At 64.0% G+C, this 24,752-nt stretch carries 28 protein-coding genes; 14 read left to right on the top strand and 14 right to left on the bottom strand.

Features of this window, described 5'->3' with window-relative positions:
• Nucleotides 1-129: 129 nt before the first annotated feature.
• The gene (locus SynA15127_RS11980) at nt 130-1,662 is read right to left on the bottom strand and encodes a DUF2079 domain-containing protein (protein WP_255475497.1); all 1,533 of its coding nucleotides are present in this window, start codon (nt 1,660-1,662) and stop codon (nt 130-132) included.
• Nucleotides 1,663-1,978: 316 nt separating this feature from the next.
• Here SynA15127_RS11980 and SynA15127_RS11975 point away from each other — a divergent pair, with 316 nt between their 5' ends.
• The 5 genes from SynA15127_RS11975 (at nt 1,979) to SynA15127_RS11955 (ending at nt 9,205) form a co-directional block, all read left to right on the top strand.
• Nucleotides 1,979-3,520, top strand: coding sequence for an iron uptake porin (locus SynA15127_RS11975; RefSeq protein ID WP_186484291.1), 1,542 nt, complete (start codon nt 1,979-1,981; stop codon nt 3,518-3,520).
• Nucleotides 3,521-3,728: 208 nt separating this feature from the next.
• Nucleotides 3,729-5,399, top strand: a complete 1,671-nt coding sequence (locus tag SynA15127_RS11970; protein WP_186484290.1) for an iron uptake porin — start codon at nt 3,729-3,731, stop codon at nt 5,397-5,399.
• Between the two features lie 109 nt (nt 5,400-5,508).
• Nucleotides 5,509-6,477, top strand: coding sequence for a cysteine synthase A (gene cysK / locus SynA15127_RS11965; RefSeq protein WP_186484289.1), 969 nt, complete (start codon nt 5,509-5,511; stop codon nt 6,475-6,477).
• The gene (locus SynA15127_RS11960; RefSeq protein ID WP_186484288.1) at nt 6,474-7,139 is read left to right on the top strand and encodes a J domain-containing protein; all 666 of its coding nucleotides are present in this window, start codon (nt 6,474-6,476) and stop codon (nt 7,137-7,139) included. Before cysK ends, SynA15127_RS11960 begins: the two co-directional genes overlap by 4 nt.
• The gene (locus SynA15127_RS11955; RefSeq protein WP_186484287.1) at nt 7,136-9,205 is read left to right on the top strand and encodes a glycosyltransferase family 39 protein; all 2,070 of its coding nucleotides are present in this window, start codon (nt 7,136-7,138) and stop codon (nt 9,203-9,205) included. Before SynA15127_RS11960 ends, SynA15127_RS11955 begins: the two co-directional genes overlap by 4 nt.
• Here SynA15127_RS11955 and SynA15127_RS11950 read toward each other — a convergent pair.
• A complete protein-coding gene (locus SynA15127_RS11950; RefSeq protein ID WP_186484286.1) occupies nt 9,184-9,435 on the bottom strand; it encodes an NAD(P)H-quinone oxidoreductase subunit O in 252 nt (83 codons plus the stop codon). The two genes, SynA15127_RS11955 and SynA15127_RS11950, sit on opposite strands and share 22 nt — an antisense overlap.
• Before the next feature lie 96 nt (nt 9,436-9,531).
• Here SynA15127_RS11950 and SynA15127_RS11945 point away from each other — a divergent pair, with 96 nt between their 5' ends.
• Nucleotides 9,532-10,440, top strand: coding sequence for a TIGR01777 family oxidoreductase (locus tag SynA15127_RS11945; protein ID WP_186484285.1), 909 nt, complete (start codon nt 9,532-9,534; stop codon nt 10,438-10,440).
• Here SynA15127_RS11945 and SynA15127_RS11940 read toward each other — a convergent pair.
• From SynA15127_RS11940 to SynA15127_RS11925, 4 genes are read right to left on the bottom strand one after another with little or no spacing between them, the layout of a single operon-like run.
• Entirely contained in the window at nt 10,388-10,660 is a 273-nt protein-coding gene (locus SynA15127_RS11940) for a hypothetical protein (protein WP_186484284.1), read from the bottom strand. The genes SynA15127_RS11945 and SynA15127_RS11940 overlap by 53 nt on opposite strands.
• Nucleotides 10,657-11,826: a lipid-A-disaccharide synthase-related protein gene (locus tag SynA15127_RS11935; RefSeq protein ID WP_186484283.1), complete on the bottom strand. Its 1,170-nt coding sequence runs from the start codon at nt 11,824-11,826 to the stop codon at nt 10,657-10,659. The genes SynA15127_RS11940 and SynA15127_RS11935 overlap by 4 nt, the downstream gene beginning before the upstream one ends.
• Nucleotides 11,827-11,864: 38 nt before the next feature.
• Nucleotides 11,865-12,284, bottom strand: a complete 420-nt coding sequence (locus SynA15127_RS11930; protein WP_043693138.1) for a hypothetical protein — start codon at nt 12,282-12,284, stop codon at nt 11,865-11,867.
• 55 nt (nt 12,285-12,339) lie between these two features.
• On the bottom strand, nt 12,340-12,732 hold the full coding sequence (locus SynA15127_RS11925) for an iron-sulfur cluster assembly accessory protein (RefSeq protein WP_043697030.1): 393 nt from the start codon (nt 12,730-12,732) through the stop codon (nt 12,340-12,342).
• Nucleotides 12,733-12,803: 71 nt separating this feature from the next.
• Between SynA15127_RS11925 and zds the strand changes: the two genes are divergently transcribed.
• The 3 genes from zds to SynA15127_RS11910 are packed head-to-tail and all read left to right on the top strand — an operon-like array spanning nt 12,804 to nt 15,266.
• On the top strand, nt 12,804-14,270 hold the full coding sequence (zds, locus tag SynA15127_RS11920) for a 9,9'-di-cis-zeta-carotene desaturase (RefSeq protein ID WP_186484282.1): 1,467 nt from the start codon (nt 12,804-12,806) through the stop codon (nt 14,268-14,270).
• A gap of 2 nt (nt 14,271-14,272) precedes the next feature.
• Complete coding sequence (locus SynA15127_RS11915; RefSeq protein ID WP_186484281.1) at nt 14,273-14,710, top strand: SRPBCC family protein; 438 nt, start codon at nt 14,273-14,275, stop codon at nt 14,708-14,710.
• Entirely contained in the window at nt 14,673-15,266 is a 594-nt protein-coding gene (locus tag SynA15127_RS11910) for a hypothetical protein (protein WP_186484280.1), read from the top strand. Before SynA15127_RS11915 ends, SynA15127_RS11910 begins: the two co-directional genes overlap by 38 nt.
• On the opposite strand, the gene SynA15127_RS11905 is transcribed toward SynA15127_RS11910, so the two are convergent.
• The 6 genes from SynA15127_RS11905 to SynA15127_RS11880 form a co-directional block, all read right to left on the bottom strand.
• The gene (locus tag SynA15127_RS11905; protein WP_186484279.1) at nt 15,242-16,039 is read right to left on the bottom strand and encodes a uroporphyrinogen-III synthase; all 798 of its coding nucleotides are present in this window, start codon (nt 16,037-16,039) and stop codon (nt 15,242-15,244) included. The two genes, SynA15127_RS11910 and SynA15127_RS11905, sit on opposite strands and share 25 nt — an antisense overlap.
• Entirely contained in the window at nt 16,036-17,238 is a 1,203-nt protein-coding gene (locus tag SynA15127_RS11900; RefSeq protein ID WP_186484278.1) for a glycosyltransferase, read from the bottom strand. Before SynA15127_RS11900 ends, SynA15127_RS11905 begins: the two co-directional genes overlap by 4 nt.
• 34 nt (nt 17,239-17,272) lie before the next feature.
• Nucleotides 17,273-18,877 (bottom strand): glycoside hydrolase family 3 N-terminal domain-containing protein, encoded by a 1,605-nt coding sequence (locus tag SynA15127_RS11895; RefSeq protein WP_186484277.1) that lies wholly within the window; start codon nt 18,875-18,877, stop codon nt 17,273-17,275.
• Nucleotides 18,858-19,262, bottom strand: a complete 405-nt coding sequence (gene rbfA / locus SynA15127_RS11890; protein ID WP_186484276.1) for a 30S ribosome-binding factor RbfA — start codon at nt 19,260-19,262, stop codon at nt 18,858-18,860. Before rbfA ends, SynA15127_RS11895 begins: the two co-directional genes overlap by 20 nt.
• Nucleotides 19,262-19,468 (bottom strand): DUF751 family protein, encoded by a 207-nt coding sequence (locus SynA15127_RS11885; RefSeq protein ID WP_043693116.1) that lies wholly within the window; start codon nt 19,466-19,468, stop codon nt 19,262-19,264. Before SynA15127_RS11885 ends, rbfA begins: the two co-directional genes overlap by 1 nt.
• Nucleotides 19,469-19,534: 66 nt before the next feature.
• Nucleotides 19,535-20,311, bottom strand: coding sequence for a ParA family protein (locus tag SynA15127_RS11880; RefSeq protein ID WP_186484275.1), 777 nt, complete (start codon nt 20,309-20,311; stop codon nt 19,535-19,537).
• Nucleotides 20,312-20,682: 371 nt separating this feature from the next.
• Here SynA15127_RS11880 and SynA15127_RS11875 point away from each other — a divergent pair, with 371 nt between their 5' ends.
• Together SynA15127_RS11875 and SynA15127_RS11870 are read left to right on the top strand one after the other, a co-directional pair.
• A complete protein-coding gene (locus tag SynA15127_RS11875) occupies nt 20,683-20,952 on the top strand; it encodes a hypothetical protein (RefSeq protein ID WP_186484274.1) in 270 nt (89 codons plus the stop codon).
• On the top strand, nt 20,910-21,635 hold the full coding sequence (locus SynA15127_RS11870) for a glutathione S-transferase family protein (protein WP_186485724.1): 726 nt from the start codon (nt 20,910-20,912) through the stop codon (nt 21,633-21,635). Before SynA15127_RS11875 ends, SynA15127_RS11870 begins: the two co-directional genes overlap by 43 nt.
• On the opposite strand, the gene SynA15127_RS11865 is transcribed toward SynA15127_RS11870, so the two are convergent.
• Entirely contained in the window at nt 21,601-22,272 is a 672-nt protein-coding gene (locus SynA15127_RS11865) for a DUF6816 family protein (RefSeq protein ID WP_186484273.1), read from the bottom strand. The two genes, SynA15127_RS11870 and SynA15127_RS11865, sit on opposite strands and share 35 nt — an antisense overlap.
• Here SynA15127_RS11865 and SynA15127_RS11860 point away from each other — a divergent pair, their 5' ends adjacent.
• Nucleotides 22,273-22,536, top strand: coding sequence for a chlororespiratory reduction protein 7 (locus tag SynA15127_RS11860; RefSeq protein WP_186484272.1), 264 nt, complete (start codon nt 22,273-22,275; stop codon nt 22,534-22,536). It abuts the gene before it with no gap.
• A gap of 1 nt (nt 22,537) precedes the next feature.
• On the opposite strand, the gene SynA15127_RS11855 is transcribed toward SynA15127_RS11860, so the two are convergent.
• Nucleotides 22,538-23,113 (bottom strand): shikimate kinase, encoded by a 576-nt coding sequence (locus tag SynA15127_RS11855; protein WP_186484271.1) that lies wholly within the window; start codon nt 23,111-23,113, stop codon nt 22,538-22,540.
• A gap of 51 nt (nt 23,114-23,164) precedes the next feature.
• Between SynA15127_RS11855 and SynA15127_RS11850 the strand changes: the two genes are divergently transcribed.
• Nucleotides 23,165-24,085, top strand: a complete 921-nt coding sequence (locus SynA15127_RS11850) for a 6-carboxytetrahydropterin synthase (protein ID WP_186484270.1) — start codon at nt 23,165-23,167, stop codon at nt 24,083-24,085.
• A gap of 37 nt (nt 24,086-24,122) precedes the next feature.
• Complete coding sequence (locus SynA15127_RS11845; RefSeq protein WP_186485723.1) at nt 24,123-24,752, top strand: dihydrofolate reductase family protein; 630 nt, start codon at nt 24,123-24,125, stop codon at nt 24,750-24,752.

Raw genomic sequence — 24,752 nt, 5'->3', positions numbered from 1 at the left:
CCCAGGGTCTGCTGATCGCGGAGAACGCCGGCTGAACGGCACCGTCCTCTGACTGATCATCCGGTTTCGCGGCAAGAGCGGACCCGGCGAGAGCCCCCGGCCGGTGAACCGGTCGGGGGCATCGTTTATTTAGAGATCGCGAGGATCCCCGGGCATGGCTCGGGCGAGGTGCTGGTCCAGAGCGGTTTCAAGGTGGGGTTGGCGCTGACCGTGCCGTTCCAGAACGACAACGCCATCGCTCAGAGCCTGTACGGCATAGGACTCGCGGTGATCGCTGATCCAACGCCGGCTGTTGCGCAGCTGACGCCAGTCGCCCCTGAAGGCCACGCCGTACCGCTCGAGCAGATCCAGATCAACGGCGATCCAGTCCACCGGATGGGCTGTCCTGTCGCGATCGAGGTAGTCCGTCGTGAAGGGAAAGCGCACCAGCACTTCGCGCCTGGCCAGCAAGGGCACCAGGGGGGTGTTGGCGGCGGCGGTTGCCTTCGGCGGGAGCACAGCCACGGCGGCCCGGGCTGCGATGCCGTGACGCCACTGCTGCAGCGGAGAGCTGTAGATCCAGGGGTGAATGCTGTCTGGAATGGCAAAAGAGAGGCTGCGGTGAGGGTTGCTGCTGATCGTGAGCAGCAGCGAGAGCGCCAGGCAGCAGCCCCAGACCAGGCGGGTGCGGCGACCGGGCACCGGATCTCGGCGCCGTTGCCACCAGAACATGGATCCAAGCGCAAACCCTGGTACCACCAGCAGGGTGTAGCGGATGGTGATCGACAGAGGGTCATTGGCGCCCTGGGCCAGGAACAATCCCAGCAGGCAGGGCCCGGCCAGCAGAACGGTGTCGAGGCTCAGTAACGGGACGAACAGGAACGGCAGCGCATGCCCCAGCAGATACAGCAGTGTCTGACCTGGAGGGTCGATCAGTTGCTGCAGGAGCAGCAACGGCTGGCTGATGATCCGCTGGGCCACGCCGAGACTGCTGCTGCCCTCATTGGCGCTGTCTCCGAGGTACTGGCCGAAGTTCTCGACCATGAACCGTTTGGCGTTGTCGTCCGAGAACAACGGCATCAAAAGGTTGGTGCAGATCAGCACCCATCCGCCGCCCCAGATGATCAGCATCAGCGCCATCGGCCAGCGTCCGCGTTGCCGGATCAGCACCCAGAGGCCTACCGCTACGAGCAGAACGCCCGTGTCCTCACGGATCAGTGGGATCAGCAGGGCGGACGTCGCGATCAACCATCGGCGTCGCTCGAGCACGCCCAGCATCAGGGCGAAGACGGCCAGGGGCAGCTGGCATAGATCGGTGAAATTGCCGAGTGTTGGTCCGATCAGGGCGTTGCCGGCGAAGTAGCCGTAGCCGAGCCAGTTGGCGGTGCGTTCCGGGAGCTGCCGGCAGGCGAGGCGATGCAGCACCAGACCTGCCGCTGTGATCAGTCCCACCTGGACGATGGGAAGCGCGGCACCGCCGATCAGTCCGAGCAGAGGAGCCCACAACAGCAGCGTGGGGGTGAAGTGTTGTCCCAGCCGTTCGTAATCCACGGATGGCAGCTCCCCGCCTTGCCCGACGCTGGCTGACAACTGAGACGACAGCGTGCTTTCAAAGGGATGCCCTTGAAGGGTGTTCCACAGCACCTGCTGGAAGATGCCTTGGTCGTAGCTGGCCAGCAGCACCTGGGATCTCCAGCCCTGCAGGGCCAGGCAGAGGAGGGCGAACAGGCCGGCTGCGATCTGGATGGAGCGCAGTTTTCGGGAACGGTTGATGGTGTCAGCGGTGGATGACGTGATCAGAAAAGCTGAAACGCAGAGCTTGCATGTTCCTCAACACAAACATTTGTGAAGTTTTTGGTAGCGTCGCGAACGGTTTTTTGCAATTTCGGTAGCGCTTTGCACATGTCGGCGTAAAGACCGGCACATCGTTGCGTGGTTAACGCGAGGTAAACGGCACCATCCATTCGGGACATTGTCCCCTTTCCGTGTGAGGAATCCCATGAAGCTTTTCCAGCAACTGCTGGTGGCTCCTGCCGCTCTGGGCCTTCTGGCTCCTGTGGCACAGGCCGCTGATCTGAACATCGCTGGCGTCTCTGATTACGCCACGCAAGAGCAGGTCACCAGCGTCACTCAATTCTCTGACGTTTATCCAACCGACTGGGCTTACCAGGCTCTGAGCAACCTGGTTGAGCAGTACGGCTGCGTCGCTGGCTATCCCAACGGCACCTTCCGTGGCAACCGTGCCATGACCCGCTACGAGGCCGCAGCTCTGCTGAACGCCTGCCTCGACCGCATCACTGAAATCACCGACGAACTGCGTCGTCTGATGAAGGAGTTCGAGACCGAACTCGCCATCCTGCGCGGACGCGTTGACGGCCTTGAAGCCCGCGTCGGCGAACTGGAAGCCACCCAGTTCTCCACCACCACCAAGCTGAAGGGTTCGACCCACTGGGTGTTCGGTGCAGCCAAGTACCACGGCAATGGCAGTGATGCCGCAGCTGCTACCAACGGTGGTACCTCCTTCAGCTACGACCTGCGTCTGGCGCTTGAGACCAGCTTCACCGGCAAAGACAGCCTGGTGACGCGTCTGCGCTCCGGCAACATGAACAACATCTACGGCGGCAACGGCGTCGGTCTGTTCGGCCAGGAGTACGGCGTGAACACCGGCAACGCTGTGGTCATCGATCGTTTGTTCTACAGCTTCCCTGTCGGCGACGAGTTCACCGTTGTGGGTGGCCCTCGCGTCCGTATGGACAACATGCTGCCGGTGTGGCCCAGTGCCTATCCGTCTGACATGACGATGGACTTCTTCACCTACGCCGGTGCACCGGGTGCTTACAACCTGGCTCTCGGCGGTGGTGCAGGTGTGTGGTGGAAGCCCGGCGACTTCAGCATCTCCACGAGCTACCTCTCTGCAGATGCAGAATTGAGCGACCCCAATGAGGGTGGCTTCATGACTGATGCAGCTGGTGCTAGCGCCACCACTCAGATTGCCTATGCACCTGAGAACTGGGGAATCGCTGGTGCATTCACTTATGCATCCGGTTTTGAAGGCGGCGGCGCTCTCTATCCCGGTAACGGCACACCTGCAGCTGTTGATTTGTCTGCCTCAGGCAACACCTACAGCTATGGCATTAGTGCTTGGTGGATGCCCGAGGAGTCCGGCTGGATCCCTTCCATCAGTGCTGGCTGGGGTCTGACCGACATCCCCGATAGTGAGATCGTTGGTGTGAAGAGTGCTACCACCCAGTCCTGGTATGTGGGTCTCGAGTGGAGCGATGTCTTCATGGAAGGAAACTCCTTCGGCATCGCTTCTGGTCAGCCCACATTCGTGAGCTCCATGGACACCAAGGGTGATGATGATCTCTACATCCCTGGTGCTGGCTACGCCTGGGAATTCTTCTACAAGTTCCAGGTCACCGACAACATCACGGTAACCCCCGCTGTTCACTACCTGAGCAAGCCCTACGCTGGAGTCCAGCGTGGCGACGACGCTCTGAATGGTATGAGCGGCCTTGTGAAGACCACCTTCAAGTTCTGATCCAACTTCGCTTGGAGCAGACCTGCAAGGTCAAACCAACCCACCGCTTCGGCGGTGGGTTTTTTTATTGCCATACAGCCAGAGTTAAAAAGTTAAGAGTTAGTAATGGACGCAAACTTTGGCGGCCTCCTGTTCAGGGTTTTCTCCCGCAAGTATTTTTTTGAAGGACTTTTAGTCCAAATCCCTCAATTTTGGTGTGAGGAATCTCATGAAACTCTTCCAGCAACTGCTGGTAGCGCCTGCCGCCCTGGGCCTCCTGGCCACTGGCGTCAACGCCGCCGACCTGAACATCAACGGTGTGTCCGACTACTCGGATACCGAAGAGCAGGTCACCAGCATCACCCAGTTCTCTGACGTTTATCCCACGGACTGGGCTTACCAGGCTCTGGCCAACCTGATCGAGCGCTACGGCTGCGTCGCCGGTTACCCCAACGGCACCTTCCGCGGCAACCGGGCGATGACCCGCTACGAGGCGGCTGCCCTGCTGAACGCCTGCCTCGATCGCATCACCGAGGTGACCGACGAGCTGCGTCGCCTGATCAAGGAATTCGAAAAGGAACTCGCCATTGTCCGCGGCCGCATCGACGGTCTTGAGGCCCGCGTCGGCGAACTGGAAGCCACCCAGTTCTCCACCACCACCAAGCTGAAAGGTAAGGCCAACTTCGTTCTGGGTGCCACCAAGGCCAAGGGCGACAACTTCAAGACCTCAGCCGATGCCGAGCGCGGCGAGCGTGATGCCTACAACGCTGAATACGGTGCCTTCTCCTTCTCCTACGACCTGCGTCTGGGCCTGAAGACCTCCTTCACCGGAAAGGATCTGCTGTTCACCCGCCTGCGCGCTGGTAACCAGGGCGACACTTCGGTCTGGGACGGCAATGGTGTTGCCCTGAACAAGCTCGACACGGCAGCCCCCGGCGGCAATGGTGTTGAGATTGATCGCCTGTACTACCGCTTCCCCCTGGGCAGCAACTTCAAGATCCAGGTCGGTCCTCTGACCCGGAACACCGAGATGATGGGCTACAAGGCTTCTGCTTACGCCAAGGGTGGTCAGAAAGTTCTTGACTTCTTCGGAGGCTCCCTGGGTGTTCCCGGTGTGTGGAACAAGGAGACCGGTGGTGGCTTCGGTGCCATCTACTCCAACAAGAAGCAGGTGGAGAAAGGTGACGCCTACTTCACCGTTGCTGCCAACTACGTGGCTGACTCGAATGAGGCGGCTGAAAGCAACCCCAACACGGGTGGCTTCATGACCGATAATTCCGAAGCCAACTTCACAGCACAGGTGGCCTACGGCCACAAGAAGTGGGGTGCAGCTCTCGGCTACCGCTACGGCCAGTGTGGTGCCAAGTTCCGGACGGCTACCCAGTTCACCAAGGGCGGTTCCTTCGGCACGCCTTGCACCGTGACCGATGACAACGGTGACACGGTGCGCTCCGAAGCTTCCAGCAACAGCTTCTCCCTCAACGCCTTCTGGCGTCCTGAGGACTCCGGCTGGATGCCTTCCATCAGTGCCGGTGTCGGCAAATCCTGGCTCACCGGCAACGGTGACTGGGACGACGCAACCGGCAAGCGCCGTTTCGCCAGCTGGATGGTCGGTCTGACCTGGAACGATGTGTTCCTGATGAAGAACGCCCTCGGCTTCGCCGTTGGTCAGCCTCAGTTCACCTACGTCGTTGAGAACGACGACGACGATGATTTCGTGGCTGATGGCGGCTACGCCATGGAACTCTGGTACAAGTTCCAGGTGACCGACAACATCTCCGTGACTCCCGCCGTCTACTGGCTGTCTCGCCCCTGGGGTGATAACACCCAGAACTACAACGGCGACTACAAGTCCCTGGGCGTCTTCGGTGGCCTGGTTCAGACCGTCTTCAAGTTCTGATTCGCCGGCCTGATCTCGATATCAGGCCTCGAATCTCTCCTCACGCAACCCAGAGCCCCCCGCCAGGGGGGCTTTTTTTGTGTGCCGCTCCCGGGCAAGCTGCCGTTGTATGGCCATCGCCCCCGACATCACCGCCCTGATCGGCGGCACTCCGCTGGTGAGGCTGAACCGCCTCCCGGCGCAGTTCGGCTGTCGGGCTGAGCTGCTGGCCAAGCTGGAAAGCTTCAATCCCTCGGCGTCCGTCAAGGACCGCATCGCCAGCGCCATGGTGCTGGAGGCAGAAGCCAACGGCACGATCCAGCCCGGCCAGACGGTGCTGGTGGAGCCCACCAGTGGCAACACCGGAATCGCCCTGGCGATGGTGGCTGCCGCGCGGGGCTACCGGCTCATTCTCACCATGCCGGATTCGATGAGCACCGAACGGCGGGCCATGCTGCGGGCCTACGGCGCCGAGCTGCAGCTCACTGATGGCGCCGAAGGCATGGCGGGTGCGATCGCCCTGGCCCGCGAGCTGGTGCAGGAGATTCCCGAGGCCTATCTGCTGCAGCAGTTCGACAATCCGGCCAATCCTGCGGTGCATGAACGCACCACTGCAGAGGAGATCTGGCACGACTGCGATGGTGTGATCGATGGCTTTGTGGCGGGGGTGGGCACCGGCGGCACGATCACCGGATGTGCACGCCTGCTCAAGCAGCGATCTCCGCAGCTGCGTGTGGTGGCGGTGGAACCGGCTGCCAGTCCGGTGCTCTCCGGTGGCTCCGCCGGTGCGCATCGCATTCAGGGCATCGGAGCCGGGTTCATCCCCGCGGTGCTCGAGCGCGAGCGGATTGATGAGATCGTCACCGTCTCCGACGACGAGGCGATGGATGTCGGTCGTCGTCTGGCCCGCGAGGAGGGGCTGCTCTGCGGCATCAGCAGTGGTGCCGCCGTCGCCGCCGCCCTGCGCATCGGGGCGCGCTCCGACATGACCGGTTGCCGGATCGTGGTGATGCTGGCCAGCTACGGCGAGCGTTATCTGTCCACACCGATGTTCAGTTCCGGTTCGGTGCTGCCGGCGCGCCGGGATGGTCAGCTTTGAGGGATCCCTACGCCGAGCTGGGGGTGAGCAGCCATGCGAGCGCCGAGGAGATCAAGGCTGCTTACCGGCAGCTTGTGAAGCAGCATCATCCCGATGCTGGTGGTGATGATCAGCGCATGCTGGCTCTCAATGCCGCCTGGGAAGTGCTCGGCGATGCGGAGCGGCGTCGGGCGTTCGACCGCAGTCGGGCGTCGCAAACGACGGCAGCGTCGCAGGATCTCAGCCGTGCCAGACGGGCCCAGGGCCAGGGAGTCAGTGCCGATGATGCGCTCGCGGAATGGCTGCGACGGGTCTACGGCCCGATCGACCGTCTGCTCGGAGAGGTGATCAATCCCTTCCCGGCACAGCTCAAGGCCCTGGCGGCAGATCCCTATGACGACGCGTTGATGGAGGCCTTCTGCGCTTATCTGGAGCGCAGTGTTCAGAAGCTGGAACGGGTCAAGACGCTGTTTCAGACCCTGCCCACTCCGGTGTCGGCGCGTGGGTTCGGCCTGAGTGTGTATCACTGCTTCTCTGAGGTGGAGGACGCTCTGCAGGAGCTGGAGCGCTACACGATGGGCTATGTGGACAGCTACCTGCGGGATGGTCGAGAGATGCTGCGCGAGGCGAAGCAGCGGCGCAAGCGGCTTCAGGATGAGCGGCGTCGGCTCGAGATTTCATGACGGTGCGCTGGCGTTTCTGGGCAGCGCTGCTGCTGATCTGGCTTCTGGCCACCGGAGCTGACCGCCTCTGGTGGGAGCTGCAGACCGGGCTTCCCGCATGGGATCAGGCCGACTATCTCAACAGTGCGCTGGATCACGGCCGTGCCATTGGGGTGCTTCCCGGCGGTGGTTGGCAGGGCTGGAATGCCTTGCTGGATCTCTCCCCCAAGATTCCGCCTCTGGCCTCTTTGGTGAACGGCAGTGTGATGGCCCTGAGTGGGGATCATCCCGCGGCTGCCGCCTGGAGCCTCAGCCTCTGGCACGGTCTGCTGCTGCTGGCGGTGGCCGGTTGGGGGCACCGTTTGCAGGGCGACGGGCTGGCGCTGCTGGCCTGCGGCCTCACCGCGATTGCACCGGCTCTGCTGGATCTGCGCACGGATTATGTGCTGGAGATGCCCCTGGCAGCGATGGGGACCCTTGCTCTGTGGCGGCTGAGCTGCTGGTGTGATCCAAGGCGGGGTGGTCGCTGGGGCCAGGCGCTGCTGGCCACGGTCTGTGCGTTGGCGGCAGTGCTGATCAAGCAGAGCGCGTTGCTGCTGCTTTTACCGGCTGGTCTATGGGCGGCCGGTGTTGCCGTTCGTCGCCGAGGGCGCTGGTTGCGTCAGGGATTGCTGCTGCCCGTGCTGACGGCGCTGATGATCGGCCCCTGGTTGCGCCACAACTGGATCACCAGCCTCGGGGGGACGAACCGGGCGGTGTTCGAATCCGCTGCCCGGGAAGGGGATCCCAACCCCTTCTCGATGGAAAGCCTGTCGTTCTACCTGCGTCTGCTGCCGGAGCAGCTGGGTGTTGTTCTGTTGGTGGTGGGCCTGGCAGGGCTTGTGCTGTGGTGGCTTCAGCGCCATCGCTCTCCTGCCGACGAGGGTGGTGCGGATGACCCCCGGAGTTGGCGCTGGCTGGTGATCAATCTTGTGGCCGCCTGGCTGCTCACCAGCCTCAGTCCCAACAAGAGTGACCGCTACATCACGCCGCTGTTGCCCACCCTGCTGCTGCTGCTGGCCCGGGGCTGGTGGCAGTGGGGCCGGCTGCTGCGCCAACGCGCGTCCTGGGCGGCACCCGTGGCTCTGATCTCAGGGTTGCTCGCCTGCCTGCCGGCGGGCATGGCCTTTCAGCTGGATCGCTTCGAGGATCGGCCGCGGGGACCGCTCGAGGCTCTCGTGCAGGCCGCGGGTGGCGGCGATCCAGCGCAGTCAGCGCGCACGTTGATCGTGGTGCCCAGCACCTCCGACCTGAACCAGCACAACGTGAGCTACTACGGCAGACGCCATGGCGGGCAGCTGGTGGGCCGGCAGATGGGCAGCAGCCGAGATGACGTGGGGCCAACCCTGCGGGCTGCGCAGTGGGTCGTGCTGGCGGAAGGGGGGCAGGGATCGGTGCGCAAGTCGGCCCGTCGCCTCGATGAAGCGGTGCGAACCAGTGGCGTGTTCAGGCAGGTGGGTGCATTCGAGCGGCCCAAGGGAGGTAGCTATTCCCTCTGGACACGGCGCAGCGATCGACCGGAGGGAGTCGGTTTCGCGGCACGCTTTCCAGCTCTCGCTGCGGGGCTGGCGGCCGGACCGGCCGGGCTGGAACCGGTGTTTGCCGCGGTGGGCCAGGAACACATGCTCGATGGCCACTTCAGTTACCGCGTCACGGTGCGCCGGCAGGCGGAACAGCAGCTGGCCCAGGATTCAAGCGACCCTCAACCGCACTGGAGCCTGGCGCTGCTGGCGGTGCTGGCCAACCGACCGCAGGAGGCGGCTGCTCATTTCGCGGCTCTTCAGGCGTTGCTTCCCGAGAATCCATGGCCGGCTGTCTATCGCAGTGTGGTGCTGCTGGCCGGCTGGGATGCCTGGGCGGCGTCGTCTGTGGCGGATGCCGCCCATCAGCAGACACCGGATCCGTTGTTGCTTGCCCTGGGAGATCTCAGCGCCGTTCTTGGTGGGGCGGTGTGGCGTGCACCCGCTGCGATGCGGTCCCTGCCCGAGGCCATTGATCGCGTGGAAGACGCCCTGGCGCCTGTCGATCAGGAACAGGCCTCCAGCTGATCCATGCGCAGCCAGGTGTCGGGCACCGGGCGGTTCCAGCGCACCTGGCCGTGATCACCTTTCACGAGCAGCAGTTCCCCCGGCCCTTCGAAGATGTAGTCGGGCGCGGTGGGGTCGCTGGCGGCTGCTTCCAGGCTGCTGTCGTAGGCCTTCCGGTTCACCCGCACCAGGGCTCCCTTGCGCAGGGCCGCCGGCTTGGCCTTCGCAGGGGTGGCGTCGGTGTCAGCCATCGTGAAGAGCAATGCTTGTCCAAGGCTAGAGCCCGTTCCCGCCATCACTGACGCGGGTCGCCCCACCTAGCCTCGCCGGGTTTCTTGCTCTGCACCATGCGCCTGCTGCTTCTCGGCTGCACCGGTCTCGTTGGCCGGGAACTGGTTCCGATGCTGCGCCAAGCCGGTCATCAGCTGACTCTGGTGAGTCGTCAACAGCGCCAGGAGCCTGAAGCGGAGTGGCTGCAGCTGGATCCCGCCGACCCTCGATCCTGGCAGGATCAGGCGCTTCTGCAGGCTCTGTCGCAGGCGGAGGGCGTGGTCAATCTCGCCGGGGAGCCGATCGCTGAGAAGCGCTGGACGCCGGCCCATCAGCGGATCCTGGAGACGAGCCGTCTGGAGACCACCAGGTTGCTGGTGGAGGCGATTCAAGCGTCTCCCACACCGCCGCAGGTGCTCGTGAATGCTTCGGCCATCGGCTACTACGGCACCAGTGTTTCGCAGCGATTCGTCGAATCCAGCCCGGCCGGTGACGACTTCCTCGCCTCCCTCTGTCGCCGCTGGGAGCAGGCCACCCTGGCGGTTCCGGATGGAACCCGCGCGGTGACCGTTCGCATCGGCATCGTCGTGGCCCCCGATGGCGGTGCCCTCGGCAAGATGCTGCCGGTGTTCCGCGCCGGCTTCGGTGGACCGATCGGCAGCGGCCGTCAGTGGATGAGCTGGATTCACCGCAGTGATCTCTGCGCTCTGATCCTTCGGGCGCTTGAGGATCCGAACTGGACAGGTGCTGTCAACGGTGTGGCGCCCCAGCCGGTGTCGATGACGGATTTCTGTCGTGAGCTGGGCCGCAGCCTCGGGCGTCCCAGCCTGTTGCCGGTGCCAGCTCCGGTTCTGCAGGTGTTGCTCGGAGACGGAGCCTCGGTGGTGCTGGAGGGTCAGCAGGTCGGCTCCGAACGCCTGGAGACCCTCGGCTTCAGTTTCCGTTACCCCGATCTGCCGTCTGCACTCGCCGCTGCCACCAGCTGACGATCCCACTGATCAGCGCCGCCATGATCAGCAGGCTGATGGCTGGCGTGAACAGCGGCTGCCAGAGCTGCTGGAACAGATCCATGGCCCGATCCCGTCCCTGGCTCTGGGCGACCACCGCCACGGTGAAGAAAACGGCCCCGGACGCCACCAGCAGCACATTGAGCATCAGCAGTCGGTCGAGCCAGCGTTTCCAGAGCGGTTCCGTTGGGGCACTCATGACAGCAGCGCACTGATGGCAGCTGCCATCCTCCGACCACCGCCGGCCGCACCAAGGCGCCGTTCGGCCTCTTGCCTGCACTGGCGCTGCAGTTGCTGATCCGAGCGCCAGCGTTCGAGCAACTGCAACGCCAGCTGCGCAGACGCCTGGAGGTTGCCAAGGCTGCCGGCGTCCCCGTTGGCACAGAACACGGTGGGGCCCAGCAGACGCCGCTGCGCCTCCGCGAAGGCTGCGGTGAACTGCGGGCCGCGGCCCGGCAGCTGCAGCACCGGCCGGCCGAGCCCGACCGCCTGTTCCGCGGCGGTGCCCGCCATGCAGATCAGCAGATCACTGCTCTGCAGCAGCGCCTGAAAGGCATCGCGCCGCACGTGGATGGTGGCGCCATCGCGATGGATCAGACGATCGCCGCGCTGTTGCCAGCCGGCGGAATCGGCGAGCCGGCCCAGGGCGTCCGCCTCCAGACTCGGCACCAGGGCCAGGTCCAGACTCAGCTCCCCGGAGACAGGCAGCTGTTCGGCGACTGCCAGCAGCAGCCGCAGGTTCTCCTCCAGCTCCGGCCGGCGACTGCCCGGCAGCAGGCCGATGCGTTGCGTTGCAGCGGGCAGCGGCGGCACCGGGGTCAGCACCGGATCCATGAAGGGATTGCCGAGAAAGCGCACCGGTCGTCTCAGCTGCTGACTGAGATCATCCGCTGTGAGCTGATCGCGGCTGAACACGGCCAGGAATCGAGGGGTGGCCAGCAGTTCAGCGCAGGGCCAGGGCAGTCGCAGGCGTCCTTCGTAATGGCTGGAGTACGCCACCAGATAGGTCGCCGCCGGACGTCTGCACAGCCAGGAGGCGATCACTGGAATCACATCTCCCACCACCACGATCAGATCGAAGCGATGAGCCCGTCGCAGCAGCCGCAGCAACTGCTCCAGCAGGTGGAGCAGTTGTCCCTGCATCAGTTCCGTCAACCGTCCGCGCAGGCTGGTGTAGCCGATGCCGCCGGTGCTGAATTCGCGGGTGCGCCCCAGCAGGGGAATCCCTGCTGTTCGGTAGGAATTCCCCTGGCCAACCAGCGGCAGGGCCTGAACCTCATGGCCCTGCTCGGACAGAGCACGGCCCAGCAGAGCACCGGAGAGATCCTCGCCATGGCCGTTGCTGAGCAGAAGAAGACGCGCCATTCACCGCAACCAGCTGATGGGGACTGCGAGGTCGTGAGTCAGAGATTCAGCCAGGTCTTCACCTTCTCGAGGGAGGTCCAGTTCGGGCGACGCTGCAGGCCGTCGTCCAGGGCTGTTCTGAGCTCGTCCGAGATTTGCGGTGCCATCGTCAGCACCTGCTGCACCACCTGCACGTGCTCCCGCACGCCTTTGGATTCCGTCTCCAGCAGCGCCAGACTGAGATTCACCCGGGCCTGTGGGTCCTGAGGGTTGAGCTTCACGGCGAAGCGGGCTGAGCGCAGGGCGTCCTCCGGCAGGTCGCAGAGCAGCTGCAGCCAGGCCAGACAGGTCCAGCCAGCGGATTGACGGGGTGCCGCCTCGGTGATCCGGAGAAAGTCCGGCAGGATTTCCGCGGCGCTGGCTCCCGCCTGATATCGGGCCATCGCCTGCTCGAACAGACTCTCCTGGCTGGATTCCATCGACGGGCAGAGGGGTGGTCCTGTTCAGATTCCCATGCGGCTCAGACCGTTCGGCTCAAACGGCGAAGGAGCTGCCGCAACCGCAGGTCTGGGTGGCATTCGGGTTGGTGAAATTGAAGCCTCCGCCGATCAGTGCGGTGCTGAAGTCGAGCTGCATGCCGTAGATGTAAAGCAGACTCTTGGGATCGCAGATCACCCGGAAGCTGTGGCCATCGGGGGTCTCGTAGTCGTAGGACTCATCGTCCTCGAGGGTGTCGGAGGCGGGCACGAAATCCATCGTGTAACTCATGCCGCTGCAGCCGCCGGAGCGCACGCCCACCCGCAGCACCTTGTTGTCGCCCTGCTCTCCGCAGAGTCTCGCCAGCTGTTGCATGGCTGTTGCCGTGATCAGGATGCCCTTGCCGTCCCGGGCGGTGTGGGTCGGCGCATCGGTGGGGGTGGTGGTCATCATCGCCGCGGTCGCGTGCCCTCACTCTATGGAGCCTCATTCATAGAGTCGCAACAGTTGCGCGCAACCAGGTGCAGGTCGCGATAGTCGGTTCCGGTCTCGCGGGCCTGTCCGCTGCGGTGGATCTTGTGGAGGCCGGCCATGAGGTGAACCTCTACGAGGCCAGACCGTTCATGGGCGGCAAGGTGGGCAGCTGGGTGGACCAGGGCGGCAACCACATCGAAATGGGGTTGCATGTTTTCTTTTTCAACTACGCCAATCTCTTCGCGCTGATGCGCAAGGTGGGCGCGTTCGACAACCTGCTGCCGAAGCAGCACACCCATCTGTTCGTGAACAAGGGCGGCGACTTGCGGGAGCTGGATTTCCGCTTCCCGATCGGTGCACCCTTCAACGGGCTGAAGGCTTTCTTCACCACCCCTCAGCTCAGCTGGATCGACAAACTGCGCAACGCCCTCGCTCTTGGCACATCCCCGATCGTGCGTGGTCTGGTGGATTACGAGGGGGCGATGCGCACGATCCGTGCCCTCGACTCCGTGAGCTTCCAGGACTGGTTCGTCGGCCACGGCGGCAGCCCGGAGAGCATCCGCCGCATGTGGAATCCGATCGCCTATGCCCTGGGCTTCATCGACTGCGAAGCGATCTCGGCCCGCTGCATGCTGACCATCTTCATGATGTTCGCGGCCAAGACCGAGGCGTCCAAGCTGAACCTGCTCAAGGGGTCGCCGCATCGCTGGCTCACCGGTCCGATCCTGGAGTACATCGAGGCCCGCGGCGGCCGGCTGCATCTGCGTCATCGCGTCAAGCAGGTGATGTTCAGCGAGGAGGCGCATCCCGAAGTCACCGGCCTGCAGCTGGGCACTCCGGAGGGCGACATCACCGTCGAGGCGGATGCCTATCTGGCGGCCTGCGATGTGCCCGGCATTCAGAAACTGCTCCCACAGGCCTGGCGCCGCTTCCCTCAGTTCGAGGCCATCCACCAGCTTGAAGCGGTTCCGGTCGCCACCGTGCAGCTGCGCTACGACGGCTGGGTCACGGAACTGGGCGAGGAGCACGAGAGCCGTCGAAGGGATGTGGGCCAGCCGGCGGGCCTCAACAACCTCCTCTACACCGCCGATGCGGACTTCAGCTGTTTCGCCGACCTGGCCCTCGCCAGCCCCGAGGACTACCGCAAGGAGGGAGAGGGTTCCCTGCTCCAGTGCGTGCTCACGCCCGGTGATCCCTGGATCCCGAAGAGTCTCGAGGAGATCGTCGCGCACACCGACCGTCAGGTGAGGGAGCTGTTTCCTTCGGCCCGCCATCTCAAACTCACCTGGAGCAACGTGGTGAAGCTGGCCCAATCGCTGTATCGCGAGGCCCCGGGGATGGAGCCCTACCGGCCTGAGCAGCGCACCCCAATCGGCAACTTTTTCCTGGCCGGCAGTTACACACGACAGGACTACATCGATTCGATGGAGGGGGCGACGATGAGCGGTCATCTGGCTGCCGCCGAGATTCTGCGCAGACCGGCGCAGCTGGCCACCAACGCAGCGGTGGCCTGACGATGGGACGCTGGCTGGAACACACCGTCACCACAGAGGTCCAGGCTCCAGTCGACCGAGTCTGGGCCGTGTGGAGTGATCTTGAGGCGATGCCGCGCTGGATGCGCTGGATCGAATCCGTGAAAACGCTGGATGATCCGGAGCTCACGGATTGGACCCTGGCCGCCCAGGGCTTTCGTTTTCACTGGAAGGCGCGCATCACCCAGCGGGTGGAGGCTCAGCAGCTTCACTGGGAATCCGTCGGTGGTCTGTCCACCAAGGGAGCGGTGCGCTTCTACCCGGAGTCCGTCGATCGCACCGTGGTGAAACTGAGCGTCACCTATGAGCTCCCGAGGGTCTTGGCACCGTTGATGGAGCCCAGCATCCTGGGGGGAATCGTCACCAAGGAGCTGCAGGCGAATCTTGACCGCTTCCGGGATCTGGTGGAAGAACGCGCCTGAGGTGAGAGCTCTTGGTGCTTCAGCCTGCCTGTTGATCGGCCTGGTGCTCACCGCTTGCGCTGGCGGAGAAAAAGCCGACGTGTCTGTCTCCGAGCCCCCACGCCGACCCGCCCAGCCTGCGGTGGAACCGGATCCGCCGCGGTCGATCCCGGACCTCGGTCTGACACCGCTGCCGACGCCGCAGCAGGTTCAGGCTGCCGGCGGTGGCGGCCGGATCGATCCCTTCGCAGCATCGCTGGTTCCAGCGGCATCGGTTCAGTCAGGTCTTGGCACGGAGGCATCCGGTCTCTCGTCGGAGTCGGCGTCTGTCGATGCTTCCGGGAACAGCTCCGGAGTCACCCTCACCGGTGTGTTGCGGGTCGGTGGTCAGCAGCGGGCCCTGGCCCGGAGCGCTCTGGGAATCGGTGTGCTCTGCATCGGCCGTGAGGGCCGTTGCGAGGGTGATCGCGGGTCGCTGCTGCCTCAGGGCTGGTCGGTGCTGGCCATCGACGTGCAGCGGGGGTGCATCCGGCTGGCACGCAACGGCGAGCCTCAGGCCCCGCTCTGCATGGCCTGAGAACAGGCTTCCACCAGCCCTTCGAGGTCGTGGCGTGTTGCCTCGGCATCCACGCGCCCGAAGTGCTTGTGGCAGCTGAGGCTTGTCTGGGGGCCGATGGAAATCAGCTTCACACCGTCGAGATGCCGCAACCAGGCTGCCCCAAGGTGCTGCTCCAGCAGCCTGGCCGTGTGCTGAGCGGTTTTACCGCTGCTGAAGGCGATCACTCCCACGGTCTGCTCGGCCAGAGCCCGGGTGGTGATCTCCGGCATCGCCTCCGGGCAGCGGGATTCATAGGCGGCCACCTCGACCACCCGAATACCCGCCTCGCCGAAAGCCTCCGCCAGAACGGTGCGCCCACCGCTCTGAACTCTCGGCAACAGGATCCGCAGGCCGTAACCGGAGACGGGGAAGTGTTCGATCAGGCTGTCGGCCACGAACTGTGGTGGAACGAAGTCCGCCGTAGCGCCCAGCTCCTCCAGCACCCGGGCCGTCTTGCGCCCCACGGCGGCGAGTCGCAGACCGTCCGGCCGTCGCGACAGGCTGCGACCCAGCCGCTGCAACCGCTGATCCACCGCCTGCACACCGTTGGCGCTGGAGAAAACGATCCAGTGAAAGTTGTCCAGATCGGCCAACGCGTCATCGAGGGGTCCCCAGTCGTCGGGAGGGCCGATCACCAGGGCCGGCAGGTCCAGCACCTGGGCGCCGGCGGCTTCCAGCAGCTGACGGGCTTCTCCCTGCTGTTCGGCAGCCCTCGTCACCACCACGGTGAATCCCTGGAGTGGATCGCTCACGGCACAGGCTCCGCATCCAGTTTCACGATCGCGGATGCTTTGTCCCTCAACGAGCTGGCCTCCCGGCTGCGGCCCTGGTCCTGCAGCAGCCTCACCGCCGTCCGGAAGCCGTTGCGTGCCCCCTCGATGTCGCCTCCCATCAGAAGTGCCACGGCATTGTTCTGGTGGCACTCGGCGTTGTCGGGATCCAGGCTCAGGGCACGGCGGTAGGCCTCGAGGGCCGAGCCGATGTCGCCTCGGCGGCGTTGCATCAGGCCGAGGTTGTACCAGCCCAGGGCCACTTCCGGAGCGCGCTGGGTGGCGGTCTGGGTGAGGCTGATCGCCTCTTCCAGGTCTCCCTGCTCCATCAGCCGTGCCGCCAGGTTGAGTCGGGCTCCGAGGCTGATGCGGGTGTCGAGGGGAATCGCGAGCGCTTCGCGGTAACAGGTGATGGCGCCAACAGGATCCGACGGGGTGATGGCAAGGCCCAGGTGGACCAGCAGCTCGTAGCGCTCGGCATCCTGCACGCCCTCCTGCTCCAGGCCGCGGCGCAGCAGAGGGATCGCCTCTTCATGACGTCCTTCGCTGATCAGCAGGCCGCCGAGCTTGGCGCTGGCATACGGGTTGCCGGGGCTGGCTTCCAGTTCATCCTGCATCGCCTGCCGCAGACGGTTGGCCTTGTCGGTGCCCGCCAGCAGCTCCGGGCGGTAACCGTCATGCAGGATGGCCGGCTCACTGCAGTCAGCGACGCGCCACTGAGGCTCCTCCTCCAGCAGCCCCTTGACGCTGTCGTCGATCATCGAGTGGTACGGCCGACTCCAGCGGATGGCAGGGTGGCGGCGGAATAGGCGGCTGACGCTGGAGTAAGGGGCCATGGCGGCACCCAGCTCGTAGCGCAGCAGGTTGATCACCAGCACATCGGGCTGGGCCATCAGCGCCTTGAGGCTGGGGATGACTTCAGGTCTCAGCTGTTCGTCGGCGTCCAGCACCAGCACCCAGTCGCCTTTGAGAAACTCCAGGGCCCGGTTGCGGGCCGGGGCGAAGTCACCGGGCCAGTCGATCCGCTCCACCCTGGCACCGGCGGCCTCCGCGATGGCGATGGTGGCGTCGGTGGAGCCCGTATCCACCACCACCATCTCGTCGGCCAGAGCGCTCACGGATGCCAGACAGGCCGCGAGTCGGACCTCCTCGTTGCGCACGATCATCGAGAGGCTGAGCATCACCGGCGGTTCGCTTGGCGCGAGGTTAAGGCGCTCAGTCGGTGAAATCCGCTCTGAATCCAGCCGCTGATTCCGGCAGCAGTTGCCCGAGGGCCAGTCGTTGCGCCAAAGGCATCTGCCCCGGGCTGTAGAGCGCGGGAATCGTGGAATTCAGCAGGGGCTGCAGTTCCTCCCACAGATACGGGCTGCCATAGATGAGCAGACCCGCCAGCCGCTTCAACCGCTGCAGCTGGAGAACGGCAGCCCCCCAGGGTTCGCGGCTGTCGCGATCGCCTCGGAAGGGATTGCCGCGCAGGAACAGCTGCAGGAGCACCGGGCCATCACCAAGCCGTTCCAGGGCAAGGGGGCTTCCCGGTTGATCCTGCCAGGGGGAGACACCCTGCCCGTGGATCAGCACCGGACGGAACCCATGGGCGAGGGGCTGTGTGATCGCCGGGGCGCTGCTGTCGAGAGGCGGGCAGGGCAGAACACCGTCCACCCGGATCAGATTGATCCCCGCGGCAGGGCTGATCTCCCGAGCTGACAGGCGGATCAGAGAGCTCTCCACCAGTTGCTCCTCCAGAGCGAGGTCTGCGGCCGTGACCAAGGGGCCTTCGGATTCATCGCCCGGGGACACCCTGGTCAGTGCGGACCGTCGTCGTCGGATGGCGTCCTCAAGCCGCTGGATCGGAATGCGACCGCTGCGCAGTGCCTCCACCAGGCCATCGATGGCGGCGGAGGCATCGGCCGGCATCAGGATCAGATCGGCTCCGGCGGCGAAGGCGAGCACCGCCGCTTCGGCTGCACCATGGCGGGCCGCGATCGCCTCCATCACCAGGGCATCGGTCACCACCAGTCCGTCGAATCCGAGATCACGGCGCAAAAGATCCGTGAGCACTGCCCCGGAGAGGGTGGCCGGTTGCTGCGGATCTAGCTCAGGCAGCAGCAGATGGGCTGTCATCACGGCATCGATGCCGGCGGCGATCAGCCGTTGGAACGGCGGCAGCTCGATCGCGTCGAGGCGCTCTCGGTTGTGGGGGAGCACCGGCAGGTCCAGATGGGAATCGCTGCTGGTGTCGCCATGGCCAGGGAAGTGCTTGGCGCAGCCCAGAACGCCAGCCAGATGCAGTCCGGCCTGGAAGGCCGCTGCCAGAAGTCCGGCGGTCTCCGGATCCTCACCCCAGGCCCGCACATTGATCACCGGATTGGCAGGGTTGTTGTTGACATCGCAGACAGGCCCCAACACCCAGTTGAGGCCGCAGCGTCGGGCCTGATCGCCGGTGCAGCGGCCGTAGCGTTCCGCCAGAGCCAGCGCCACTGAAGGACGTTTCTGGTGCAGACGCCCCAGGGCGAGAGGCGGCACCAGCCAGCTCGCTCCTTCGAAGCGCTGACCGACGCCCTCCTCCACATCGGCGCAGAGCAGCAGAGGCTGTGGTGCCCATGCCTGGAGCTGGTGGGTGCGCTGCCGCAGTTCGGCGGCGCTGCCTCCGAGCAGGATCACCCCTCCCACTCCCTGCTCCAGCAATCGCTGCAGGTCCGCATTGGTCAGCTCCCAGCGGGGGTAGCGGCGCTGGCGGTCCTCGAGGTGACCGCTGGCCCGCACCACCAGCAGCTCGGCGACTCGCCGCCGCAGTTCCGCCTCAGTCGGGCTGCTGTTCATCGCTTCCCGGAGGAATCTCGCCGCGTTCCTGACGTTCCCCCTCAAGGCGGTTCAGCAGGCCCAGCACGGAGGTGCCCTTCTCGATGCCGCGATCGAGCTGGAAGACCACCTCCGGGGACCGGCGCATCTGCAATCGTCGACCAAGCTCACCGCGCAGGTAGCCGCTGGCGGCCTGCAGGCCTTCCAGCACCTGATTGCGGTCCTCCGGTTCGCCGAAGATGCTCACGAAGATCTTGCAGTGCTGGAGGTCGCCGGACACCTCCACTTCGGTGATGCTCACCATGCCCTGATGGACCCGTTCGTCACGGATCCCGTTGATCAGCAATTCGCTGGTTTCTTTGCGGATCAGGGCCGCCACCCGTTCGACCCGCCGCCCCTGAGCCATCACGCAACCGGTGCTGCGTTCACCATGGCACGCAGCACCAGGGAGAGGGTGATGAAACCGCTGATCAGGGCTCCGATCAGAGAGACCGCAGTGACGGGATTGCTGCGGCGACGCGCCAGAGGCTCGGCCACGGAATTCATCACCCCGAGGGTGAAGGTCACCATGTAACGGGGATAGCGGGTGACGTTGAGAAAGAATTCCTTCATGCCGGAGTGAACGTGATGGCTCTGGAGAGAAACTGAACCGACATCAGTATTGAAACAGCCTTCGCCTCAGGCCGCAGCAGCGCTGGGCTCGGATGCCAATGGTTTGTGCATGTCCCGGATGGAGGTCTTGATTTCCAGGTATTCGGCAAGCTGCAGGACGTCGGTGCGAGGAACACTGCGTCCGAGCACTTCGTTGAAAGCCAGTCGCGGCATGCTGCCATCGACGATGCGATAACCCCAGTACAGAAGATTGTCATTCCGTCGGATGCGGGCGTCCTTTGGATCAATCAGCTGACAGTTTGAATCTTCCTTTTGGTAATCCCGGATGTGAGTTTCGAGGGCTGAAAGCAGCAATCGATTGCGTTTCGCGAAGGCACCGTCATCGATGTAGCAATTGATCAGGGTGTGCAGGGCTGCGGCGTGGTTAATGCTTCGGATATGGCGGAAGCTGCGGGTGATCACATCGCCATTCTTGGCGATTCCAAGAGGGCTGAGAGTGGTGGGGATGAGGCAATGATCAAAGCGCCGGATGAATCGTGAAGGGTTCTCGCTGAGAACAGGTGAACAGTCACAGATCACGATTTTGACGTCCGGATATTGGCGTTCGTCCCATTCCTCAGCCTTCAGCACGGTGATCGTGCTCCCGATGAAGCCTTTGCGATGGGCGGGTAGATAGAGCGAAGCTGTTTCATCGTCAGATGTTTGATCTTTGATGAACAGCTTGCGCAGATTCCTGTCGGGATCCAGGTCCACCAAGAGCACGTCATAGCCCTGCAGTGCATAGGCTCCTGCCAGGTGGGCCGCAACGGTGGTCTTGCCGATACCTCCTTTGCAGCTGAACACACCGATGGAATTGATCGGCTGTTGCGAGTGGCAGTCGGAGAAGCCGAAGGATTCGTCGGCTGCCAGATCGTCTTCGCCCAGAGGGTCGTAGTTCCAGCGGATGCCGTAGGGCGTTGATGTGCCCAGGCGCAGGTTGGAGGGGCGTTCGGTGCGAACGTGAGTTAAAGCGGGCTTGCTGAAGCCGCTCGTGGAAATCAGCCAGCCACCGCTGAGGTGCGAACACTGGTCGAGGTCCAGGAATTCAGTGAACTTGCAGACCTCGGCAATGTTCGTTTTGGCGCGGTGATTCTTGACCTGAACAGAGATATTTCATCGTTTCGGCTTATTTCGAAGCCGTCAGTCTTTTTCTGATCTGATTGGCTTGAAATCGTATGGCCCAGCACATCGCATTGATGAATGACGTGCTGACGCATGCTCTCAATGTCGGCGAATTCCCCAGAACCTTCAGCCGCCATGAATTGGTGGCGATATCGTCGAAATTCAAGGCATTTTTTAAAGGTTGCGACCGTTGTCAGTCGTTCCGCTCAACGCCTCCCGCGCGGTGCTGGCGAACATCGGAAGACACTGGCTACTGTGCCGATTCCTTCCGGTGGCCGCAATGCTGGAACTGCACCAATTCCGCCATTCCGCTTTTTGTTTGAAAGTGCGCATGGTGCTTCAGGCCAAGGGGCTCAGCTACCGCACCGTGGATGTCAGTCCCGGCATCGGCCAGCTGGCTGTGTTCCGCCTCTCCGGTCAGCGCCAGGTGCCGGTGCTTGTGGACGGCGACACGGTGCTGGCGGATTCCAGTGCCATCGCTCGGCACCTGGAGCAGCGCGATCCCGAACCGACTCTTCTCCCCTCCGATCCGCAGCTGGCAGCGCAAGTGCATCTGATCGAGGACTGGGCGGACACGACGCTGGCGGCTGCCGGCCGATCGGCGCTGGTTCAGGCCGCGGCTCTGGATCCGGAACTGCGGGTGGCTCTGCTGCCAGACAATCTGCCCGATCCGGTGCGTTCCGCGATGGGGGTGATCCCAGGTGGCTGGGTGAGCACCGTTTCCGAACTGGTGAACCAGGGTGACCGCGCTGATCTGCTGTCCAGCCTTGAACAGCTGTCCGCCGCTGTTCAGCACAGTCCCTGGCTGGTGGGCACATCCATGACCCTGGCTGACCTGTCTGTGGCGGCTCAGTTGTCGTTGCTCTGTTTCCCGCCTTCCTCGGGCAGTCAGCTGGCCGGAAAGGGTGTTGCCGGGCTGCTGGACCATCCCAAGCTGCAGCCTCTGTTTCACTGGCGCGATCAGCTGGAGCTCAAGCTGATGGAGCGGACTCTGGAAGAGGTGTGAATCGGAGCTGGTAGTGGTGATGGGCAACGGCCAGATCGCGCAGGCTCTCACCGGGAGAGGCGTAGCGCCCTTGCCATTGTTCGGCGCAGATCTCATCTCCGCAGCGGTGGTAAGCGCTCAGGGTTTCAATCCGGCTCAGTCGCGGAGGTCCCGGCGCATGAAGGATCTGCAGCACCAGCTCGTCCGCCAGAAATGACGTCTGATCAGGTGTCTCCTGGCGTCGGCCGGTCACCGTGGTTTCCAGCCTCAGGTCTCCCTTGAGCCAGGCGATCTGGCGGTTGGCCGACTCCGGGTCGTCCTCCACCCGCAGCAGCTGCTCGCCGAGCAGGGCCCGACCGATGGCCATGGCATTGAAGCTGCGATCCCCCACCAGCCGATCGCGGGCATCGGGTGCAAACAGGGCCTGGTGGATCAGCGGTTCGTCGGCAGGTGCATCCAGATCGCGGCTCTCCACCTGCCACAGCCCTGAAAACCAGTCCGGATAGATGAGGTCGTCGCGGTTCGAAGGGCGCGACAAGGGAGCCGGCAGACTCCAGTCCGGCCAGCTGTTGAGCCGTTCTTCCAGCGGCGTGGCCCATGCGGGTGAGTCGCTGAGCAGGATGGTGATGGCGATGATCAGGACCAGAAATCTCCGCAAATGTCCGACCCCCTGATCCGTGCCTGTGATGACTATGTGGTGCTGGAACCGGGCCAGCCGGAACAATTGCTCAGCGCCGCCGACACCCTGACATGGCTCACGGGCTGGTTGCGAAAGCTGGAATCGTTGCCAGCCGATCTGGCAGACCATCCCGATCCGGTGGCGGCGGCGCAGCGCCTGCTGGATACGGCCTGTGATCTGGAGATCAGCCCGGGCATGACGCTGCAGTGGTTTGCGGTGCGGTTGGAGCCGCCGGAGCGTTGATTCAGTCGTTGGATCGCTGGGTTGGATCTCGCAGCAGGCTTGGCAGCAAGTGAAGAATTCCGTCGGCCACCACATCGGGTGTCTCCTCATCGATCACCACGGTGAGGTCGGCTTCGGCGTACAGCGGGCGTCGTTCATTTAGCAGCGCATCCAGGGCAGCCTCCGGGTTGGGGCGCTGCAGCAGGGGCCTCGTGGTCGTGTCAGCCCGAAGCCTTTTGAGCAGCTGTTCGCGTTCCACGTCCAGCCAGATCACGATGCCGCTGTGAAGCAGGCCCCAGTTCGGCGATTGCGTCACGACACCTCCACCTGTTGCCACCACGAGCGAGTGACGCTGACTGATGGCGTTGAGCACCTGGGTCTCGATCGCGCGGAATCCCGATTCCCCGTCCTGTTCGAAGATTTCAGGAATGGTGCAGCCTGCGGCCTGTTCGATCACCGCGTCAGCATCCACGAATCCGTAGCCCAGGCGTTCGGCGAGCGGCCTGCCGGTGCTGGTCTTCCCGCATCCCATCATGCCCACGAGGTACAGGCTGCGGCCCCCAAGACGCTGCTTCAGAGAGGGGACGGATTCCGCCATGGCTCGATCAAGGGCATAGCTCATTAGGATGCCCTGCGGCCGGAACGTCACATGACTGAAACGAAGTCACCTGCACGCCACGGCCAGGGTCGTGGTTGTGTGATCACGCGGAGGGCCTGCTTCAGTGCCAGCCACCGCTACTGGTTGCCCGAACTCTCGGCGGATGACAACGCGGCCCGATTCGGCCCCTGTGCCATGTCACCGGGCCATGGCCATAACTACGAGTTGATCGTTTCCATGGCTGGTGGCCTCGATGCCGACGGCATGGTGCTGAATCTCTCCGAGGTGAAGCACGCCATCCGCAGTGAGGTGACCGGTCAGCTGGACTTCCGCTTCCTCAACGAGGCCTGGCCGGAGTTCGACCTCTCAACCCCCGCCGGCTGTCTTCCCACCACCGAGGCGCTGGTGCGGGTGATCTGGCAGCGTCTCAGCTCCCACCTGCCGATCACGGCGCTGCGCCTCTACGAACAACCGGGCCTCTGGGCCGACTACCTCGGACATCCCATGGACGCCTATCTGACCATTCGGACTCACTTTGCCGCTGCTCATCGTCTGGCCCGGCCGGAACTGAGCCAGGCGGAGAACGAGCGCATCTACGGCAAATGCGCCCGTCCCCATGGCCACGGCCACAACTATCTGGTGGATGTGACGGTGCGCGGTTCCATCGATCCCCGCACCGGCATGGTCTGCGATCTCTCGGCGTTGCAGCGGTTGGTGGACGATCTGGTGGTGGAGCCTTTCGATCACACGTTCCTCAACAAGGATGTGCCGTTCTTCGCCGACTGCGTTCCCACCGCTGAGAACATCGCTCTGCACATCGCTGATCGTCTCAGCACGCCGGTGAAGGCGATCGGAGCGCATCTGCACAAAATCCGGTTGCAGGAGAGTCCGAACAATGCCGCTGAGGTCTATGCCGAGTCGCCTCAACTGGAGATGACCCCCGCAACGCTTGAGTCGGTTGCCACCGTCTGATGCGGCGAGAGGTCCGCACCAGACGCATGTTCGGTTGGTGCTTGCGGTCAGTCTCGATGGTCGGTTAGCTCCCCCCCAGGGAGGAGCGGCCCAGTTGGGCGGTTCTGGTGACCGGCGAGTGCTGGAGGAGGCTCTGGCCTGGGCTGATGCCTGCCTGATCGGAGCCGGCACGCTCAGGGCCCATCGCTGCACAGCACTCATCCGCGATCAGGATCTGCTGGAGCAGCGCCTCAGCGCTGGCCGCCCTGCCCAGCCTGCGGCGGTGGTGGTGAGTCGTGGACACGCCTTCCCCATGGAGTGGCGCTTCTTTCAGCAACCGTTGGAGCGCTGGTTGCTGTCCCCTGGTGCGGCGGCGCGGGGTTTTGATCGCTGGATCCCGCTGGGGCCGTCGTGGGACGAGCGATTGTTGACCCTGTTATCGCTTGGAGTGCAGCACCTTGTGCTGCTCGGAGGGAGCCGTCTGGCAGCTGATCTGCTTCGGGAGGACGCCATCGATGAACTTCAGCTGACCCTGGTGCCATCTCTTCTCGGAGGGGTTCACAGTTGGCTGCCGCAGGATGCACAGGGTCTGCCAGGTTCCCTCGGTTCGCCTCGCTCCTGGCGGTTGGACGAGGTCCGCCCGCTTCCGGGAGATGAGTTACTGACGCGCTACAAGCGGATCCGTTGA

It is taken from the genome of Synechococcus sp. A15-127, from assembly GCF_014280215.1.
GTDB lineage: Bacteria > Cyanobacteriota > Cyanobacteriia > PCC-6307 > Cyanobiaceae > Parasynechococcus.
The sequence above is the reverse complement of the archived record's forward strand: the minus strand, read 5'-3'. Positions and strand labels throughout refer to the sequence as shown.

What these genes read in the sequence shown, in the direction of transcription:
- SynA15127_RS11975 (WP_186484291.1), top strand. Translation starts at nt 1,979, where the DNA reads ATGAAGCTTTTCCAGCAACTGCTGGTGGCTCCTGCCGCTCTGGGCCTT.
- SynA15127_RS11970 (WP_186484290.1), top strand. Translation starts at nt 3,729, where the DNA reads ATGAAACTCTTCCAGCAACTGCTGGTAGCGCCTGCCGCCCTGGGCCTC.
- cysK (WP_186484289.1), top strand. Translation starts at nt 5,509, where the DNA reads ATGGCCATCGCCCCCGACATCACCGCCCTGATCGGCGGCACTCCGCTG.
- SynA15127_RS11955 (WP_186484287.1), top strand. Translation starts at nt 7,136, where the DNA reads ATGACGGTGCGCTGGCGTTTCTGGGCAGCGCTGCTGCTGATCTGGCTT.
- SynA15127_RS11950 (WP_186484286.1), bottom strand. Translation starts at nt 9,435, where the DNA reads ATGGCTGACACCGACGCCACCCCTGCGAAGGCCAAGCCGGCGGCCCTG.
- SynA15127_RS11945 (WP_186484285.1), top strand. Translation starts at nt 9,532, where the DNA reads ATGCGCCTGCTGCTTCTCGGCTGCACCGGTCTCGTTGGCCGGGAACTG.
- SynA15127_RS11940 (WP_186484284.1), bottom strand. Translation starts at nt 10,660, where the DNA reads ATGAGTGCCCCAACGGAACCGCTCTGGAAACGCTGGCTCGACCGACTG.
- SynA15127_RS11935 (WP_186484283.1), bottom strand. Translation starts at nt 11,826, where the DNA reads ATGGCGCGTCTTCTTCTGCTCAGCAACGGCCATGGCGAGGATCTCTCC.
- SynA15127_RS11930 (WP_043693138.1), bottom strand. Translation starts at nt 12,284, where the DNA reads ATGGAATCCAGCCAGGAGAGTCTGTTCGAGCAGGCGATGGCCCGATAT.
- SynA15127_RS11925 (WP_043697030.1), bottom strand. Translation starts at nt 12,732, where the DNA reads ATGACCACCACCCCCACCGATGCGCCGACCCACACCGCCCGGGACGGC.
- SynA15127_RS11915 (WP_186484281.1), top strand. Translation starts at nt 14,273, where the DNA reads ATGGGACGCTGGCTGGAACACACCGTCACCACAGAGGTCCAGGCTCCA.
- SynA15127_RS11900 (WP_186484278.1), bottom strand. Translation starts at nt 17,238, where the DNA reads ATGCTCAGCCTCTCGATGATCGTGCGCAACGAGGAGGTCCGACTCGCG.
- SynA15127_RS11895 (WP_186484277.1), bottom strand. Translation starts at nt 18,877, where the DNA reads ATGAACAGCAGCCCGACTGAGGCGGAACTGCGGCGGCGAGTCGCCGAG.
- rbfA (WP_186484276.1), bottom strand. Translation starts at nt 19,262, where the DNA reads ATGGCTCAGGGGCGGCGGGTCGAACGGGTGGCGGCCCTGATCCGCAAA.
- SynA15127_RS11885 (WP_043693116.1), bottom strand. Translation starts at nt 19,468, where the DNA reads ATGAAGGAATTCTTTCTCAACGTCACCCGCTATCCCCGTTACATGGTG.
- SynA15127_RS11875 (WP_186484274.1), top strand. Translation starts at nt 20,683, where the DNA reads ATGGCCCAGCACATCGCATTGATGAATGACGTGCTGACGCATGCTCTC.
- SynA15127_RS11870 (WP_186485724.1), top strand. Translation starts at nt 20,910, where the DNA reads ATGCTGGAACTGCACCAATTCCGCCATTCCGCTTTTTGTTTGAAAGTG.
- SynA15127_RS11860 (WP_186484272.1), top strand. Translation starts at nt 22,273, where the DNA reads ATGTCCGACCCCCTGATCCGTGCCTGTGATGACTATGTGGTGCTGGAA.
- SynA15127_RS11855 (WP_186484271.1), bottom strand. Translation starts at nt 23,113, where the DNA reads ATGGCGGAATCCGTCCCCTCTCTGAAGCAGCGTCTTGGGGGCCGCAGC.
- SynA15127_RS11850 (WP_186484270.1), top strand. Translation starts at nt 23,165, where the DNA reads ATGACTGAAACGAAGTCACCTGCACGCCACGGCCAGGGTCGTGGTTGT.